This is a genomic window from Celeribacter baekdonensis, from assembly GCF_900102315.1.
Taxonomy (GTDB): domain Bacteria; phylum Pseudomonadota; class Alphaproteobacteria; order Rhodobacterales; family Rhodobacteraceae; genus Celeribacter; species Celeribacter baekdonensis.
On sequence record NZ_FNBL01000006.1, the window covers coordinates 45561 to 64034 of the forward strand.

An 18474-nucleotide genomic window follows, 5' to 3' on the forward strand; every position below is an offset into this window, starting at 1 on the left:
TGTTTCGGGTTTAAGCCGCCGCGATCGCGTCCAACATGGCCGGTCCAAACCGCTCGGCGGGCTTTTCACCGATGATGCGAGCCATCGCGGTAAGATCTCGCGGACGCAACTGGACGATTTTGGCAATCTGTCCGGGCGAAAGCGTCAGCGGCTTCAACGTTCCGCAATCGCCGCGCGCGAGCTGACTCTGAATCTCTTGCAGGTGATCAAACAGATCGCCACCGCCAGAACTCGCAAGTTTACGTCGAGACGGATGCACCTCGGGGCTGGGCGCGCCTAAGATGACCGAGAGAAAGGCATCCCCATAACGTTCGAGCTTTTTGGCTCCAACGCCGCCAATCCGCCCCATGTCATCCAGACTCTGTGGCCGTGTTTCGGCCATTTCGATCAGGGTGCGATCAGCAAACACAACATAGGCTGGCACACGTTGCTCTTCGGCAAGGGCGCGGCGTTTGGCCTTGAGCGCGGACAAAAGCGGCGCGTCTTCGTCCGACACCAGCGCCTTGGCCACCGGGCCTTTGTGCGCTTTCGCCAATGTGTCGCGGCGCAGGGTGATGCTGGCCTCGCCTTTGAGGATCGGCATCGCGGGTTCGGTCATGAACAACGCGCCAAACCGATCCGGGTTGGGCCGCACAAGATCGGCCCCCATCATTTGCCGAAACACCGCATTCCATTGCCGTTTGTCATACTCTTTCCCAACGCCGAACACCGACAATTGGTCGTGATTCCATTGCTTGACCTTATCCGTCAGCGTCCCGGTGAGCACGTCGATCAGATGGCCCGCGCCAAAGCCCTCGTCACACCGCAACACGGCAGACAGCGCCTTGCGCACCGCGACCGTGCCATCAAACAGCGCAGGCGGACTGTCGCACAGGTCACAATTTCCACAAGGCGCCGAGGTCTCACCAAAATAGGAGAGCAAGGTTTGGCGCCGACAGGTTTGCGCCTCCGCCAATCCCAACAGCGCGTTCAAGCGAGCATGATCGGCGGCGCGGCGTTCGGAAGGGGCCGGACTTTCGTCAATCTGGGTGCGGCGAAACCGGATGTCGTCAGGACCAAAGAGCGTGAGGGTTTCAGCCGGCGCGCCATCGCGGCCCGAACGCCCGATTTCCTGATAATAGCTTTCGACCGATTTCGGTAGATCGGCATGGGCGACCCAGCGGATGTCCGGCTTGTCGATGCCCATGCCAAAGGCAACGGTGGCGACGACGATCAGCTCGTCCTCTTGTTGAAACTGACGTTCAACATCGCGGCGGCGCTCCGGCTCCATGCCGCCATGATAGGCCTGCGCGAGGTGGCCCGCATCGGTGAGCGCCTTGGCGAGGCTTTCGGTTTTGGCGCGTGTGCCGCAATAGACGATGCCGGATTGGCCCTTGCGCGCAGAGGCAAAGCCAAGGATTTGGCGGCGGGGCTGATCCTTGACCGCGAAGGCGAGGTGGATGTTTGGCCGATCAAAGCCGCGCAGAAAGGCCTCGGGCGTTTGACCGTCAAACAGCCGGGTGATGATTTCGCCACGGGTTTCTTCGTCTGCGGTCGCAGTAAATGCGGCCAATGGGACATCAAGCGCGCGGCGCAGATCGCCGATGCGCAAATAATCGGGCCGGAAATCATGGCCCCATTGCGACACACAATGCGCCTCGTCCACGGCAATAAGCGACACATTGGCCCGACGCAGCAGGGGCAAAGTGCCACCAGAGGCCAAACGTTCGGGGGCCATGTACAGGAGTTTGAGACGGTTCTCAGACAGGGCTGCGAAGACCTCATCGGTCTCCTCATCGGTGTTGCCAGAGGTGAGCGCGCCCGCCTCGACCCCCACCGCCTTGAGCGCCTGAACCTGATCGCGCATCAGGGCAATCAGGGGAGAAATGACCACGGTCAGCCCGTCACGCACCATCGCGGGAAGTTGGAAACACAGCGATTTGCCGCCACCCGTCGGCATGATCGCCAAGACATTGCGCCCCGCGATGACGGCATCAACGATCTCTTCCTGGCCGGGACGAAACGCGTCAAATCCGAAAACGGAAGAGAGAAGCGCGCGCGCGTGGTCTCCTGTGTGCGTCGGGTCCGCCTGTAAGGTGTCCATGTGATCCTGCTCTTTGTTGCGGGCAGAATCGCACGGGCAGACGTGAGGCTCAAGGGCTTAAGGTGTTTCGGGTTTAAATCATGTCTGAACTTAGCTTTGAAACGCTTTAGTAGAACATGCCCGCGTTGTTGTAGATGATCCGCTCCAGCGCATAGATGGCAATGAAGGCCACAAGCGGGGCAAGATCCAGACCGCTCATCGGCGGCAGGATTTTACGGATCGGGCGATAGATTGGCTCAAGCAGACGCGAGAGGCCTTCCCAGATTTGATAGACCAAAGGCTGGCGCACGTTGAGCACCTGAAAGTTGATCAACCAACTCATGATGATCTGAACGATCATGACGAATTTCACAATGCCGAGGATCATGAGGAGAATGTCGAAAATTGATTTCATCGCTTGGGTCCGCTGTTTCAGATCAAATAGACACCTAAGGGCTCTGTCCCGATCGTGCAAGATGGACGATGCCGCATCCTGTGCCGCAACGTCCCGGCTTGACCGAATTTGCCGCGACTGCGAAAGGTTTACGCATGTATCCATTTGTCCGCATGATCCATCAAGCTCGAAAAGTGCGTAACACGCCGAAACTTGGCCTGTTCGACGCACATCTGTCGCATCACTATTGCCTGCCTTGGGACATCGACCTTTGGCTTGAGTTGAATAACGGAAGAACCTTAACACTCTTTGACCTTGGTCGAATTCCGATGTCGATCCGCAATGGCACGGCACAGGCCGCGAAAGCCGGTGGGTTTGGCATGGCTGTGGCTGGGGCCTCGGTGCGCTATCGCAAGCGGGTGACGACGTTTCAAAAGGTCGATATGTGGACCAAACCTTTGGGGTTTGACGACAGGTTTCTCTATATCGAACAATCCATGTGGGACCAAAAAGGCGAATGTTGTAACCACATTTTGCTTCGGGGGGCCGTGATCAAGAACCGCAAAATGGTACCGCCACGCGACCTTTTGACGATGATCGAGCCTGAGGTCGAAAGCCCAGCCCTACCCGAGTGGGTTCAAAATTGGATTGAGGCGGATAACACGCGGCCATGGCCACCTGTGCGCGATTGATGTCTTAGGCGTTGCGCACGTCACGGTTTGCCTGTTCTATCGCGTCAAATGAGGTGAGAAGGCAGGACCATGGGCGCACCAAGTCACAAAAAACGTATCTGGGGCTGGATGATGTATGACTGGGCGACGCAGCCCTTTCACACGCTCATCATCAGCTTTATTTTCGGGCCTTATTTTGCTGAACAGGTGATTTCTTATCTGACTGCTGGCGGTATGGAAACGCTGGAGGCCAAGGCACAGGCGCAATCCATCTGGGGCTATGGTTTGACCGTGACCGGATTGTTGATTGCGGTCAGCGCGCCTTTGCTCGGCTCCATCGCGGATGAAAGCGGCAGCCGGATGCCGTGGATCAAACTGTTTTCAGCGCTTTATGCCATTGGCGCGGCGGGGCTTTGGCTCGCGGCACCGGGCGATTTTCCCACGGTTCTTGTGCTGATTTTCTTTGGGTTGGGCCTTATTGGGGTCGAATTCACCACGATTTTCACCAACGCGCTGTTGCCTGCTTTGGGCACGCGCGCCGAGATTGGCAAAATCTCAGGCGACGGTTGGGCTTGGGGCTATGTCGGCGGGATCATTTCACTGGTGATCATGCTGTTGCTCTTTGCCGAAAATGCCTCTGGCGTGACGCTTTTGGGCATCCCGCCCCTGTTCGGGTTTGACCCGGAGATGCGCGAAGGCACGCGGTTTGTCGGCCCTTTCGTGGCGCTTTGGTTTGTGATCTCGATGATCCCATTTTTCCTTTGGGTCAAAGAGCCAAAGGTCAAAGGCCTGTCGCTCACCGACGCTGTGTCAAAGGGCATTCGTGATCTGGGTCGCACGCTCGAATCCCTGCCCTCGCGCAAATCGTTGTTCTCCTATCTGATCTCGTCGATGTTTTACCGCGATGCGTTGAACGGCGTGTTCACCTTTGGCGGAATTTACGCCCTTGGTGCGCTCAACTGGAGCGTGGTCGACATTGGCGTGTTCGGCATTTTGGCGGCGCTCACCGGCGCGATTTTTACCTATTTTGGCGGCTTTGCAGATCAAAAATTTGGCCCCAAACCCGTGATCGTTTTCTGCATCCTTGTGCTGGTTTCGACCTGTTTGGTGATCTTGACCATCACCCGCGACAGCGTGTTGTTCATGGCTGTAGATGCCACAAGCAAACTGCCGGATGTGGCGTTTTACATCTGCGGCGCGGTCTTGGGCGCTGTCGCGGGCGTGATCCAATCGGCGAGCCGCACAATGATGGTGCGTCAGGCTGACCCGGATCGGATGACAGAAGCGTTCGGACTTTACGCATTGTCGGGAAAAGCGACGTCTTTTCTGGCACCTGGCTTGATCGCTGTGATGTCTGATGTCACAGGATCGCAGCGCCTCGGCATTATGCCGCTGATCGGGCTTTTCCTTCTTGGGCTTGTGCTGTTAGCTTGGGTCCATCCTGAGGGAACGCAAGAAGGAACGAAGGTGTCAGAATGATGCGTAATTGGGTTGGCGTGTTGGCCTGTGTGATACTTGTCGCCTGTGTGGGCGGCGCAAAAGACCGCGCGCCCGCGCACAAGGTCCCCGCGCACAAGGTCACGGTGTCCTCGTCGGATCACAGGCCCGCCAAAGAGGTCTTTGGTCCAATCGCGGCCCCCTCAAGACAAGACCCCGCCTCCTTTGGCAGCTATGCCAAGGGCTGTATCGGAGGGGCGGCGCAATTGCCCGAAACCGGGCCGACATGGCAAGCCATGCGCCTGTCACGCAACCGCAATTATGGCCATCCTGTTTTGATTGATTTCCTCGAAGATTTGTCTCGCAAAGCGGCCGTGCAACCGGGATGGGTCGGCATTTATGTGGGTGACATGAGCCAGCCGCGTGGCGGACCGATGTCCTCGGGCCATGCCAGCCACCAGATCGGACTGGACGCTGACATTTGGATGCTGCCGCCGAAACGGTTGGATTTGACCGCGTCGGAACGCGAAAACATTTCGTCGATTTCGATGCGACGCGCCGCTGGTGCCTATGTCAACGACAGTTGGACGCCACAGCATCATCAGGTTTTGAAAGCGGCGGCAAGTGACCCTCGCGTGGCGCGGATTTTTGTCTTTCCGGGCGCGAAAGTTCAGATGTGTCAGGATGAAACGGGCGACCGGGCGTGGCTGCGCAAAATCCGCCCATGGTATGGTCACCACTATCATTTCCATGTGCGGCTGAATTGTCCGAAAGGCGATAGATCCTGTGAGGATCAAGCCCCGCCACCGCCGGGCGATGGCTGTGCCGATGCACAGGACTGGGTGAACAACATCCTCAATCCGCCGCCGCCAAATCCCAATGCCAAGCCTGCGAAACCGAAACCCCTAATCACCCTCGCAACACTGCCTGCACAATGCTCCGCCGTAGCCTTCTCGCGCTGATCGCGAGCCTTGTCCCGCTCACAGGACAGGCCGAAAGCGCGCGCTACCTGGGCAGATTTGTGTGGTCCTCAACTGAGGAGCGTTTTGGTGGGTTTTCAGGATTGGAAATCTCTGAAGATGGGCGTCACTTTTACGCGCTCTCAGATCGCGCAAACCTGTTTTCCGGGACATTGACCCGCACGGAGAATGGCGCCGTGTCCGCAGCTCAGATTGAAACGATTCAACGCCTTAAATCAAAGGATGGTATCGCTTTGGGGGTGGTCAAAGGCGATTCTGAAGGGTTTGCTTTGGCACCAAACGGCACCGCCTATGTCTCCTTTGAAGGCAAACATCGGGTCGCGAAACTGTCGCTGGCAAATGGTCAGACGGTGGATCTCAAGGGCCACCCCGATTTCGCCAAGATGCAGGCCAATTCATCGCTTGAGGCCATTGCCGTGGATGCCTCCGGCGCGATTTTTACGCTACCGGAACGCTCCGGGGCGATGGAGCGACCCTTTCCGCTCTATCGTTATCGCGCCGGGACAGGCTGGGATCAGCCATGGTCGATCCCACGGCAAAGTGGCACGGATTTCCTGCCCGTCGGGATGGATTTTGGCCCGGATGGGAAACTCTATCTTTTGGAACGTTGGTTCACCGGGATCGGGTTTTCAAGCCGTGTGCGGCGGTTCGATATGACGCCCAATGGCCCCGCCAATGAGGTCGAGGTGTTGCGCACAATGACGGGCACACATGACAATCTTGAGGGCATTTCCGTTTGGTCCGATGCGGCGGGGATTCATTTGACGATGATCTCCGACGACAATTTTCGATTCTTCCAACGCACCGAATTGGTCGATTACCTGATCCCGAAATAGCGCTTGAATTACATCTATGCTGGGGTTAAACGCGCCCATCGCCTCGCAGTCGCGGGGCCGAGTTGCCGTCACCTTCGATAAAAAACGGATCACATATGAAACGCATCCTTCCTGGCATTCTTGCCATGGCCGCCATTGTTGTGGCCTCCAATATCCTCGTTCAATTCCTCATCGCTGATGGGCTTCTGACTTGGGGCGCATTCACTTACCCCTTCGCCTTTCTCGTCACCGATGTGATCAATCGCGTCTATGGCGTGCAATCTGCGCGCAAGGTGATTTTTGCAGGCTTTGCCACCGGCATCCTGTGTTCGCTCATCGGGACGCAAATCATGTTGCAAGGCGATGGCTACACCTACGCCGCAGTCGCGTTGCGCGTGGCTGTGGGGTCTGCCACGGCGTTCCTTGTCGCTCAGCTTGTTGATGTCTTTATTTTCAATAAGTTGCGGGATGGGGCATGGTGGAAAGCACCATTTGCCTCCTCCTTCATCGGATCGGCCTTGGACACCACGATCTTTTTCACTCTCGCCTTTTCTCAGTCCATTGTTTTCTTTGGCGAAACTGCGGACATGGAAATTTCCTGGGCCTGGGACGCGGTGCCGTTTCTTTTGGTCGGGCCTGCTGTTCCGCTCTGGGTCTCGCTCGCAGTGGCCGATTGGGGTGTAAAACTTGCCCTCGCCTTAATCGCTCTTGTGCCTTTCCGCCTCATTGTTAGGCGGATGACGGCACCTTTGGTATAATTTTACTTGCCATATACCAAATCTGTGCCACGATCCAACTATCGGCAATTCATCGAAAGGAGGTGGTCCAGTGTCTAGAGTGATAGTGGAGAATGAGGTCAAGACAGTCGGGGGGGCCGCGACCTAGAGGCAGTCCTTTGGGTTAAACACCCCTGATTGGGCCTTTCCTAACTGGCCCATCTCCGAAGATCTCGAAGGGCTGTCTGATCTGGACAGCCCTTTTCCTTTGCCCGTCTCTTTGGCCAAAGCGGAGCCAACTCAGATGCGCAACAACACCTCGTCGTAGAAATCCTTGGCGGCCTGTGGCAGCTCCTTGAAGCGGTTGCGGATGATGTAATAGGGCGAAACGGTGATCTTTTCCGCAAGGTCAATGGTGGTCAGATGCCCGCCTAAAATGGGGCCGCTGAGCAAGCTCGCAACCTCTTTGGATTGCGGTGCAATCACGTTCAAACTTTCGAGCATGGCCAACACGATCAACAAAGACGAACTGTTGATAATGCGTGGTGGCGTGGGTTCGCCCGCGCTGTGAAACGCCTCTTCTACCGCAAGCCGGATGGGTGAACCGCGTTCCTGAATGACCCAATCATAGTCATGCAAATCCTCAAGCCGCACATTGGCGCGGCCCGCCAAAGGATGGGTGTCGCGGATGATCAGACGGACGATTTCCTCCTGTGCCGGATGCACCAAAAAATCCCGGCTGTCTTGTGTTGCCGGGATACGGGCAAAGATGAAATCGAATCGACCTTCGTCCAGCCCCCGCACCAGATCGACGGAGGGACCAACCTCGATGGTCACGTCAATATGCGGCGAACGCGCGCGCACCGCCTCAAGCGCGGGCATCAGGGTCGAGACCGCAGGGCCTGTGACGGACCCGATCCGAACCTCCCCCGCCTGTCCGCTTTTGAGCCGCTGAACGTCTTTGTCCAAACCATCGAGTTCCGAGAGGATCACGCGGGCATGGCGGACAAAGGCCATGCCAAGCGGCGTGACCTCCATGCCCTTTGGCCCGCGCTTAAACAGCGGCGCACCCACGTTTTTTTCTATATCGGCCAAGATACGAGAAGCGGCAGGTTGCGACATCGCCATGGAAGACGCGGCCTTTTGCAACTGCCCCACTTCGGCGATTTTGAGGATCAATCCAAGGTGGGTTGCTTTGGTTTGTCGCAGATGGGCCATGGGGATACGCCTTACATAACTTAAATGATATGCAAAACACGCATAATAGAATTTTACAGTTATGTGAACCCTGCCTAGGGTCCGTCCGCAGGGGATCAACCCTGAAACGGGACGTGGGAGACGGCCGGGGAGGCCGTGTGGAGCGTCCGATTGGGAGGAACTATGAAACTCAAAACCATTCTTGCCGCAGCCACTGCGGCAATCGCATTGTCGGCGGCGGCCTATGCAGACGGGCTTGTGGGCATTGCCATGCCGACCAAATCCTCGGCGCGTTGGATCGCGGACGGGGACAATATGGTCAAGGAACTTGAAGCGGCAGGCTACACCGCCGATCTTCAATATGCAGAGGACGACATTCCAAACCAATTGGCGCAGATCGAAAACATGATCACCAAAGGTGTGGACGTGTTGGTGATTGCGGCAATTGACGGCACCACCTTGTCGAACGCCTTGGAAAATGCGGCGGCGGCTGGCGTGAAAGTCATCGCCTATGACCGGTTGATCCGCGACTCGGGCGATCTTGATTACTATGCTACCTTTGACAACTTCAAAGTCGGTGTGCAGCAAGCAACCTCCATCGTTGAGGGCCTGAAAGCGCGGTTTGGCGACGGGCCGTATAATGTCGAACTCTTCGGCGGCTCGCCGGACGACAACAACGCCTATTTCTTTTACAATGGCGCGATGTCGGTTCTTCAGCCTTTGATTGACGATGGCACGGTCGTTGTACAGTCCGGCCAAATGGGCATGGACAAAGTCGGCACCCTGCGCTGGGACGGCGCTGTTGCGCAGGCCCGGATGGATAACATCTTGTCCGCCAATTACACCGACAAAGAGGTCCACGGCGTGTTGTCGCCCTATGACGGCCTCTCCATCGGCATCCTGTCCTCGCTCAAAGGCGTGGGGTACGGCTCCGGCGATTTGAAAATGCCGATCGTGTCCGGTCAGGACGCAGAAGTGCCGTCGGTGAAATCCATCTTGGCAGGCGAGCAATATTCGACCGTGTTCAAAGACACGCGCGAGCTTGCAAAAGTGACCGTTGGCATGGTGAACGCGGTGCTGGGCGGCTCAGAGCCGGAAATCAACGACACCACCACCTACGACAACGGCGTCAAAGTCATCCCTTCCTACCTGTTGGAACCTGTCGCAGTTGACGCCAGCAATTGGGAAGAGGTGCTGATCGGCTCCGGGTATTACAGCATGGATCAGATCAAGTAACCTCCACTTGATTTGAGATCAGCGTCGTCCGGGTCCTTTCCGGGGTCGGGCGACGCGTTTCCTTTGTCCCACCGGGGTGGGCGCGGACAAAGGCGGGACGGAGCGCGTGGCGCTCAAAGGGGACATCATGACCATACTTCTCGAAATGCGAGACATCACCAAAGAGTTCCCCGGCGTGAAGGCGCTTGATCAGGTGAACCTTGCGGTAAAAGGCGGCGAAATTCACGCCATTTGCGGCGAAAACGGTGCCGGAAAATCAACCTTGATGAAGGTTCTGTCCGGCGTCTATCCGGCAGGCAGCTATGACGGCGAGATTCATTTTGAGGGCGCTTTGGCGCAGTTTCAGGGCATCCGCGACAGCGAAGATCGCGGCATCATCATCATTCACCAAGAGTTGGCTTTGGTGCCGCAACTGTCGATTGCTGAGAACATTTTCCTCGGCAATGAGACGGCCAAAGCCGGTGTGATCAATTGGTATGAGGCCAACCAACGCACCAGCGCGCTTTTGAAAAAAGTTGGCCTCAAAGAAAGCCCGACCACGCTGATCGACAGTCTTGGTGTCGGCAAACAACAACTTGTCGAGATCGCAAAAGCGCTCTCCAAGGATGTGAAGCTTTTGATCCTCGACGAGCCGACAGCGGCGCTGCAAGAGGGTGACTCGCGCAAACTTTTGGACCTGATGTTGGAACTCAAGGCGCAGGGCGTCACCTCTATCATCATCTCGCACAAGCTGGGCGAGGTGCGTTATGTCGCCGACACGGTGACTGTGATCCGCGATGGTCGGTCGGTGTCGACATTGGACGCTAAGGCGGGCCTGTCCGAAGATCAGATCGTGCGTGATATGGTGGGGCGCGACATGTCCGACCGCTATCCGGCACGCACCCGCCGGGCGGGCGAAATGTTGATGGAAATCAACGGGTGGAACGTCTGGCACCCCGAACATTCTGAGCGTCAGGTGATCAAAGACATCGCGTTCAATGTCCGCGCCGGTGAAGTCGTTGGCATTGCGGGCCTGATGGGGTCAGGACGAACCGAATTGGCGATGTCGATTTTTGGCCGCTCCTATGGGCGGGGCATCACGGGCACGGTCAAATTGCATGGCAAAGAGGCCGACGTCTCTCGCGTCGATCGCGCGATCAAGGCGGGCTTGGCCTATGTCACCGAGGACCGCAAAAGTCTTGGGTTGATCCTGGACGAAACCATTCGGTTCAACACCACTTTGGCCAATCTGGAAGGCGTGTCCAAAGGCGGAGTTTTGAACGCCAACGCAGAGACCAAAGTGGCCGAAGGTTACCGCGAGGCGCTGCGCACCCGCACGCCTTCGGTGTTTCAAAAGGTCGGCAATCTGTCAGGCGGCAACCAGCAAAAGGTGGTTTTGGCCAAATGGCTGAACACCTCGCCCGAGGTTTTGATCCTTGATGAACCGACCCGCGGCATCGACGTGGGCGCGAAATATGAAATCTACGCGATCATCAATGAGCTCTCGGCACAGGGCAAAGGGGTCGTGATGATCTCTTCTGAGATGCCGGAACTCCTGGGCATGAGCGATCGCATTTACGTCATGAACGAAGGGGCTTTTGTCGGCGAACTCTCCGCCGAAGAGGCCAACCAGGAGCGCATCATGTCGCTCATCGTCAACGAATAAGGGACCGTGGAAATGGACACTCAAACCAAAGGGATCAAGGCACATTTGGCCGCCCATATGCGCGATTTCGGTCTGTTGTTTGCACTGATCGCCATCATGGTGTTTTTTCAAATCGTCACCGGCGGCACGTTGATGCGCCCGGTGAACATCACCAACCTGTTCTTGCAAAACAGCTATGTGATCATCATGGCGCTGGGGATGCTCATCGTCATTGTCTCAGGCCATATCGACCTGTCTGTCGGCTCGGTGATGGGATTTGTCGGCGCTTTGGCCGCCGTGTTGATCGTTCACTACAATATGCCAGTGGCAGTAACTGTGCCGATATGTTTGATCGCGGGGGCCGCCATTGGCGGTGCGCAGGGCTATTTCGTGGCCTATTGGCGCATCCCGTCCTTCATCGTGACCTTGGCGGGCATGTTGGTGTTTCGTGGGCTGTCGCTGTGGCTGCTTGAAGGCCAATCGGTTGGCCCCTTCCCCAAGAGTTTTCAAATCATCTCAACCGGCTTCGTGCCGGAGCTTTTCCCGGCAAGCTGGGGCGAAGGTCTGGCGATGCTTTTTGACGCGCGCAAATTCAACGTGCTGTCCTTTGTCTTGGGCCTTGCCGCCGCAGCCACTGTCATCCGCATGGGTTTGAAGGCGCGCAAACGCGATATGGACTATGGCATTGAGAGCGAACCTGCGGGGCTGTTCTGGGCCCGTACGTTGATCGTCAGTGCGGCAATCGTGTTCCTGATGTTCAAACTCTCGACCTTCCGTGGTCTGCCCAATGTGGTGGTGACCATGGGCGTGTTGATCATGATCTACGCTTTCGTCACCGAACGCACCGTCATTGGCCGCCGCATCTATGCGCTGGGCGGCAATGAAAAGGCCGCGAAACTGTCGGGTATCAAAACCGAACGTCTGACCTTTTTGGCCTTTGTGAACATGGGCGTTTTGGCCGCTTTGGCCGGGTTGGTCTTTGCCGCGCGGTTGAACACAGCGACACCCAAGGCAGGGTTTTCACTCGAACTCGATGTGATCGCGGCGGTGTTCATCGGCGGCGCGTCGATGTCGGGCGGATCGGGCAAGATCATCGGGGCCGTGGTCGGTGCCTTTATCATGGGCGTGATGAACAACGGCATGTCGATCATGGGCATCGGCATTGATTACCAACAGGTGATCAAAGGCTTGGTGCTGCTCGCTGCCGTGTTCTTCGACGTTTACAACAAAAACAAACAAGGCTGAGGCCTGACGGAAAGGAGCCATCCCATGGCATTTACTCCTGCAAAATGGCCGCGCAGACTCAGAAGCCAAGAGTGGTACGGCGGCAATTCCCGCGACACGATTTACCATCGCGGCTGGATGAAAAACCAAGGCTACCCGCATGACCTGTTCGACGGACGCCCGATCATCGGCATCCTGAACACATGGTCCGAACTGTCGCCCTGCAACGGTATCCACATGAAGGAACTGGCCGAAAAGGTGAAAGCGGGCATTTGGGAAGCCGGCGGTTTCCCGGTCGAAGTGCCCGTGTTCTCCGCCTCGGAAAACACCTTTCGCCCGACCGCGATGATGTTTCGCAATCTGGCCGCTTTGGCGGTGGAGGAAACCATTCGCGGACAACCGATGGACGGCTGTGTGCTTTTGGTCGGCTGTGACAAGACCACGCCGTCACTGATGATGGCCGCGGCCTCTGTCGATCTGCCCGCCATCGTGGTCACCGGTGGGCCGATGCTCAATGGCTATTATCGCAATGAACGGGTCGGATCAGGCACGCATTTGTGGAAATTCTCCGAAGCTGTGAAAGCCGGAGAGATGACGCAGGACGAGTTCTTGGAGGCTGAAGCCTCGATGTCGCGCTCCACCGGCACCTGCAACACCATGGGCACCGCCTCGACCATGGCGTCGATGGCCGAAGCCTTGGGCATGGCGCTCTCTGGCAATGCCGCGATCCCCGCCGTGGACAGCCGCCGCCGCGTCATGGCACAGCTGTCCGGGCGACGCATCGTTCAGATGGTCAAAGACGATTTGAAACCCTCCGATGTGATGACCAAAGAGGCGTTTGAAAACGCCATTCGCACCAATGCCGCCATCGGCGGATCGACCAACGCGGTGATCCACCTTTTGGCCATGGCGGGGCGTGCAGGCGTTGATCTGACGCTTGAGGATTGGGACCGTTGTGGCCGGGATGTGCCGACGATTGTGAACCTGATGCCCTCGGGCAAATACCTGATGGAAGAGTTCTTTTACGCCGGTGGTCTGCCTGTGGTGCTCAAACGCTTGGGCGAAGGCGGATTGCTCCACAAAGACGCGATCACTGTCTCCGGTCAGTCGATGTGGGACGAGGTCAAAGACGTCGTGAACCACAATGAGGACGTGATCCTGCCGACCGATAAGGCGCTCACACAATCGGGTGGCATCGTTGTGGTCAAAGGCAATTTGGCCCCGAAAGGCGCGGTGCTCAAACCCTCCGCCGCCACGCCCGCTTTGTTGCAACACAAGGGCCGCGCAGTCGTGTTTGAGGACATCGACGATTATAAAGCCAAAATCAACGACCCCGATCTCGACATTGACGAGACCTGTATCATGGTGATGAAAAACTGTGGCCCCAAAGGCTATCCGGGCATGGCCGAGGTTGGCAACATGGGCCTGCCGCCGAAGATCCTGAAAAAGGGCATCACCGACATGGTGCGCCTCTCTGATGCGCGCATGTCGGGCACGGCATACGGCACAGTGGTACTGCACACCTCGCCCGAAGCCGCCGCCGGTGGCCCGCTGGCCGTGGTGCAAAATGGCGATATGATCGAGTTGGACGTGGCCAATCGTCGCTTGCATTTGGACATCTCGGATGCGGAATTGGCCGAACGGCTCGCAAGCTGGACACCCCAGCATGAGCGCGCCGACAGTGGTTATGCCTGGTTGCACCAACACCACGTTGAGGGTGCCGACACGGGTGCCGATCTGGACTTCCTCAAGGGCTGTCGCGGTTCGGCGGTTGGAAAGGATTCGCATTGATGAAACTCGCACTTGTAGGGATTGGCAAAATCGCGGTGGACCAACATGTCCCCTCGATTGCGGCCTCGGATCAATGGGAACTGGCGGCCACGTTATCCCGCCATGGCACCCTTGACGGCATCGACAGCTACACCGATTTTGACAAGCTCCTGAGCGAGCACCCGGACATCGCCATGGTGTCTCTGTGCTTGCCTCCCGTGCCGCGGTTTGAATACGCCGCCAAGGCGCTCAAGGCCGGTCGTCATGTGATGTTGGAAAAGCCCCCCGGAGCGACCTTGGCCGAATGTCATGCGCTGACCAAACTGGCCGAGGACCAAGGCCTTTCGCTCTATGCCACATGGCATTCGCGCGAAGCGGATAAGGTGGCTCTGGCCAAAGCATGGTTGTCGGATAAGACGCTTTTGAGCCTGAAAGTGACGTGGAAAGAAGATGTGCGGCGCTGGCACCCGAACCAAGACTGGATTTGGGAGCCGGGCGGTATGGGCGTGTTTGATCCGGGCATCAATGCGCTGTCTATCGTGACCGAGATTCTGCCCGTGGACATCCACCTGCGTGACGCCACACTGATGGTGCCGACCAATCGCCAGACCCCGATTGCCACCAATCTGGCATTTTATCATCCCCGTGGCGCCGAGGTCAGTGCCGTGTTTGATTGGCGCCAAGAGGGGGATCAAATATGGACCATTGAGGCGGTGACCGATCAAGGCACGCTGACGCTTTTGGATGGCGGCGCGCGGATCATGGTTGATGGCCGTGAAGATGCGCTTGTCGACAACAATCCGCTCTCTGGCGAATACCCACGCCTCTACGCCAATATGGCCGCTTTGATCGCGCGTGGTGGTATCGACATGGACCTGCGCCCGATGGTGCATGTCTCGGACGCGCTGGCCCTTGGCCGCCGGGTCGCCGTTGACCCTTTTCACGACTGACACGAAAGATTTCCCGCTATGAAACACCCCTTAACTGGCATTCTTCCCGTCGCCCCCACGCCGTTTTTTGCCGATGGTCAAGTCGACAGCGAAGGCATGAAACGCGTGTTGGATTGTATGATCGACCAAGGTGTCGATGCGATCTGTATCCTGGCCAATTACTCTGAACAATTCCTGTTGTCCGACGAGGAACGCGCGCTTTTGACCCGTGTGAGTTTGGAACATGTCGCGGGCCGCGTTCCGGTGATCGTGACCATTTCGCATTTCGCCAATGAGATTGTTGTCGCGCGTGCACGCGAAGCACAGGCCATGGGCGCCGCGATGTTGATGATGATGCCGCCCTATCATGGCGTCGGACTTGTCCCGCCCGAACACGCCATTTTTGGCCAATTCAAAGCCGTCTCTGACGTGGTGAACATCCCGATCATGGTGCAAGATGCCCCTTTGTCCGGGGTGACATTATCTGTGCCCTTCTTGGTTCGAATGGCAAAAGAGATCGAAAACGTGTCTTATTTCAAGATGGAGACACCCTTTGCCGCCGATAAACTCGCCGCCCTCATCGAGGCGGGCGGGGATCACATCGTCGGCCCCTTTGATGGCGAAGAGGCCGTCACACTTTTGGCCGATCTGGACGCGGGCTGTACTGGCACGATGACCTCCGCGCTTCAGCCGGAAAAAATCCGCCCCATCCTGATCGACTACCGCGCCGGCAACATTGACGCGGCTTTGGATCAATGGCGTCTGTGCCTGCCGTTGATCAATCATGAAAACCGCCAATGTGGTCTCAAAGCTGCGAAAACCGTGATGATGGAGGGCGGCGTGATCCAAAGCGATCATGTCCGCGCCCCATTGCAACCGATGAGCGCGCGCACCAAAACACGACTGTTGCAATTGGCGCATGAGCTTGACGTTATCGCCCTGAAATGGGGCAAATAAGATAGGACATCCTCCCATGACCTTTACTCCACACGGCAAACACCTGATCGCGGGCGACTGGGTTGCAAGCGCGGAAAGTTTTGCCTCCGCCCCGGCTCACGGCCCGTCGCATCCGTTCTCACATGGCACACCTGACCTGGTGGACCGTGCAGTGCAGGCCGCCGAAGAGGCGTTTTGGTCCTTTGGCTATAGCTCCCGCGACGATCGCGCGGCGTTTTTAAACGCCATCGCGGACGAGATCGAAGCCCGTGCCGAGACGATCACCGAGATCGGGTCGCAAGAAACCGGCCTGCCCGAAGGCCGCCTTCAGGGCGAACGTGGCCGCACCACTGGTCAGTTGCGCCTGTTTGCAACGCATATCCTCAAGGGCGCGTATCTGGATCGTCGTCACGATGTGGCGCTGCCAGATCGTCAACCTTTGCCACGCCCCGACATTCGGATGATGCAGCGCCCGATTGGCCCGGTTGCGGTGTTTGGCGCGTCGAATTTCCCACTGGCCTTTTCGACTGCAGGCGGCGACACCGCGTCGGCGCTGGCGGCGGGCTGTCCGGTTGTGGTCAAGGGCCACGACGCTCACCCCGGCACCGGCGAAATCATCGCCGAGGCGATCCACGCCGCGATCCAAAAATGCGGTGTGCATCCGGGCGTATTTTCACTGGTACAAGGCGGCTCGCGCGATGTCGGGGCGGCGCTTGTGCAGCATCCGCTCATCCGCGCCGTGGGCTTCACCGGTTCCTTGGGTGGCGGTCGTGCCTTGTTTGATCTCTGCGCCCGGCGTCCGGAACCGATCCCGTTCTTTGGCGAATTGGGCTCGGTCAATCCGATGTTCCTTTTGCCAAACGCCATGTCGGCCCGCGCCGAGGCGCTTGGTGCAGGTTGGGCCGGATCGTTAACCATGGGCGCGGGGCAGTTTTGCACCAACCCCGGCATTTCCGTCGTCATCGACGGGCCTGACGCCGACACCTATATGGACGCCGCTGTCAAAGCCCTGTCTGCCACGGGTGCTCAAGTCATGCTTACCGATGGGATTGCCAAGGCCTACCGCTCTGGCCGTGACAAAATCGCCGCCACAAGCGGTGTGCAGGAGGTGCTGACCACGACCTGCGACCTGCGCAACGCCACCCCTTATCTTTTTGCCGCGACCGGGGCCGAATGGCTGGCCAATGAGGCTTTGGGCGAAGAGGTCTTTGGGCCGCTTGGGCTGATTGTTCGGGTGGCGGATGTGGATGAAATGCGTGCGGTGGCCAAATCGCTACAGGGTCAGTTGACCTGTACGCTGCACATGGATGCGGATGACGCCGATCTGGCACAGAGCCTTCTGCCGATCCTCGAACGCAAAGCCGGGCGCATCCTCGCCAATGGCTTTCCAACCGGGGTCGAAGTCTGTGATGCGATGGTGCATGGCGGGCCTTACCCCGCGTCCACCAATTTTGGCGCAACCTCTGTCGGCACCATGGCGATCCGCCGCTTCCTGCGTCCCGTCAGCTACCAAAACCTCCCAGAGGCCATCCTGCCGGGAGATCTTGTCGGGTGAACACTTGGGCAAACTGGATTGCCGTCGATTGGGGCACGTCGAACCTCAGGCTTTGGGCGATAGATACCCAAGGTCAGGTGAGGATCGAACGGGACTCGGATCAGGGCATGGGGCGGTTGACGCCGAACCAGTTTGAGGCGGTGCTCCTGACCCTTTGCGAGGGGTTGCTTGATCCTGCGCGCACGACCCCTGTGCTGATCTGTGGCATGGCGGGCGCGAGACAAGGCTGGGCCGAAGCGCCGTATCTGTCGGTTCCCGTAGCTTTGAGTGCGCTCGGGGCCGGGGGCATCACCCCTTTGGTCACATCGCCCTTGATCGCCGTGCGCATCCTTCCGGGCCTGTCCCAAGCCACGCCCGCCGATGTGATGCGTGGTGAAGAGACCCAAATCGCCGGGTTCGCGGCCCTTCATCCCGAGTTTGACGGCACCCTTTGCCTGCCCGGCACCCACAGCAAATGGGTGTCTTTGGCGCAGGGCAGCGTAAGCGGCTTTCGCACCGTCATGACGGGCGAGATGTTTGCGCTTTTGTCCGAACACTCCGTGTTGCGGCACAGTGTTGGCCGCGACCTTGCCGGGGATGACTTGGATGAGATCGCGTTCATTGAAGGCGTGCGACAGGCTTGGCGCGCGCCCGATGCGACTTTTGCCACGCTGTTCGCCCTGCGCGCCGAAAGCCTTTTGTACGCCACGCCCCCCGCGACGCTGCGCGCACGGCTGTCCGGGCTTTTGATCGGCATGGAACTGGCCGCGACCCGCGATTTTTGGGAGGGGCAAAAGGTGGCTTTGATCGGTGCCGGGTCCTTGACCGCGCTTTACGCGCGCGCCCTTTCCGAGATTGGTGCTGTGCCGCAAATTGAGGATGGGCGTGATCTTGCCCTGCGCGGATTATGCGCCGCTTACCCACATATGTTTGAGCCATAAGGACATCG

16 protein-coding genes are annotated in these 18474 nt (G+C 58.0%); 13 read left to right on the forward strand and 3 right to left on the reverse strand.

From position 1 onward, the window contains the following. Window positions 1-10: 10 nt before the first annotated feature. Together recQ and BLT54_RS11425 are read right to left on the reverse strand one after the other, a co-directional pair. Window positions 11-2083, reverse strand: a complete 2073-nt coding sequence (recQ, locus tag BLT54_RS11420) for a DNA helicase RecQ (protein ID WP_074645086.1) — start codon at window positions 2081-2083, stop codon at window positions 11-13. Window positions 2084-2189: 106 nt separating this feature from the next. Further along, window positions 2190-2477: a YggT family protein gene (locus tag BLT54_RS11425; RefSeq protein WP_074645088.1), complete on the reverse strand. Its 288-nt coding sequence runs from the start codon at window positions 2475-2477 to the stop codon at window positions 2190-2192. 134 nt (window positions 2478-2611) lie between these two features. Here BLT54_RS11425 and BLT54_RS11430 point away from each other — a divergent pair, with 134 nt between their 5' ends. The 5 genes from BLT54_RS11430 to BLT54_RS11450 all read left to right on the forward strand — a co-directional run bounded on the left by BLT54_RS11430 (window position 2612) and on the right by BLT54_RS11450 (window position 7117). Continuing rightward, entirely contained in the window at window positions 2612-3148 is a 537-nt protein-coding gene (locus BLT54_RS11430; RefSeq protein WP_074645439.1) for an acyl-CoA thioesterase, read from the forward strand. A 69-nt stretch (window positions 3149-3217) separates the two neighbouring features. Beyond that, window positions 3218-4606 (forward strand): MFS transporter, encoded by a 1389-nt coding sequence (locus tag BLT54_RS11435; protein ID WP_074645090.1) that lies wholly within the window; start codon window positions 3218-3220, stop codon window positions 4604-4606. Then, window positions 4603-5526, forward strand: a complete 924-nt coding sequence (mepA, locus tag BLT54_RS11440) for a penicillin-insensitive murein endopeptidase (RefSeq protein WP_143026800.1) — start codon at window positions 4603-4605, stop codon at window positions 5524-5526. The genes BLT54_RS11435 and mepA overlap by 4 nt, the downstream gene beginning before the upstream one ends. After that, entirely contained in the window at window positions 5499-6380 is an 882-nt protein-coding gene (locus tag BLT54_RS11445) for an esterase-like activity of phytase family protein (protein WP_074645092.1), read from the forward strand. The genes mepA and BLT54_RS11445 overlap by 28 nt, the downstream gene beginning before the upstream one ends. A gap of 95 nt (window positions 6381-6475) precedes the next feature. Beyond that, window positions 6476-7117 carry a queuosine precursor transporter gene (locus BLT54_RS11450; protein WP_074645094.1) on the forward strand — a complete coding sequence of 214 codons (642 nt, stop codon included), beginning with the start codon at window positions 6476-6478 and terminating at the stop codon, window positions 7115-7117. 258 nt (window positions 7118-7375) lie between these two features. Here BLT54_RS11450 and BLT54_RS11455 read toward each other — a convergent pair whose 3' ends face one another. Next, on the reverse strand, window positions 7376-8293 hold the full coding sequence (locus BLT54_RS11455; protein WP_074645097.1) for a LysR family transcriptional regulator: 918 nt from the start codon (window positions 8291-8293) through the stop codon (window positions 7376-7378). 162 nt (window positions 8294-8455) lie between these two features. Here BLT54_RS11455 and chvE point away from each other — a divergent pair, with 162 nt between their 5' ends. The 8 genes from chvE (at window position 8456) to BLT54_RS11495 (ending at window position 18466) form a co-directional block, all read left to right on the forward strand. After that, on the forward strand, window positions 8456-9508 hold the full coding sequence (chvE, locus tag BLT54_RS11460) for a multiple monosaccharide ABC transporter substrate-binding protein (RefSeq protein ID WP_074645099.1): 1053 nt from the start codon (window positions 8456-8458) through the stop codon (window positions 9506-9508). A gap of 127 nt (window positions 9509-9635) precedes the next feature. After that, a complete protein-coding gene (gene mmsA / locus BLT54_RS11465; protein WP_074645444.1) occupies window positions 9636-11153 on the forward strand; it encodes a multiple monosaccharide ABC transporter ATP-binding protein in 1518 nt (505 codons plus the stop codon). Window positions 11154-11165: 12 nt separating this feature from the next. Continuing rightward, entirely contained in the window at window positions 11166-12377 is a 1212-nt protein-coding gene (gene mmsB / locus BLT54_RS11470; protein ID WP_074645101.1) for a multiple monosaccharide ABC transporter permease, read from the forward strand. Window positions 12378-12401: 24 nt separating this feature from the next. Then, window positions 12402-14147 carry an L-arabinonate dehydratase gene (gene araD / locus BLT54_RS11475; protein ID WP_074645104.1) on the forward strand — a complete coding sequence of 582 codons (1746 nt, stop codon included), beginning with the start codon at window positions 12402-12404 and terminating at the stop codon, window positions 14145-14147. Then, window positions 14147-15076: a Gfo/Idh/MocA family protein gene (locus tag BLT54_RS11480; RefSeq protein WP_074645106.1), complete on the forward strand. Its 930-nt coding sequence runs from the start codon at window positions 14147-14149 to the stop codon at window positions 15074-15076. Before araD ends, BLT54_RS11480 begins: the two co-directional genes overlap by 1 nt. An 18-nt stretch (window positions 15077-15094) precedes the next feature. After that, on the forward strand, window positions 15095-16012 hold the full coding sequence (locus tag BLT54_RS11485) for a dihydrodipicolinate synthase family protein (protein WP_074645109.1): 918 nt from the start codon (window positions 15095-15097) through the stop codon (window positions 16010-16012). A gap of 16 nt (window positions 16013-16028) precedes the next feature. Next, window positions 16029-17546, forward strand: coding sequence for an aldehyde dehydrogenase (NADP(+)) (locus BLT54_RS11490; protein ID WP_074645111.1), 1518 nt, complete (start codon window positions 16029-16031; stop codon window positions 17544-17546). After that, complete coding sequence (locus tag BLT54_RS11495) at window positions 17543-18466, forward strand: 2-dehydro-3-deoxygalactonokinase (RefSeq protein WP_074645113.1); 924 nt, start codon at window positions 17543-17545, stop codon at window positions 18464-18466. Before BLT54_RS11490 ends, BLT54_RS11495 begins: the two co-directional genes overlap by 4 nt. Window positions 18467-18474: the final 8 nt, after the last annotated feature.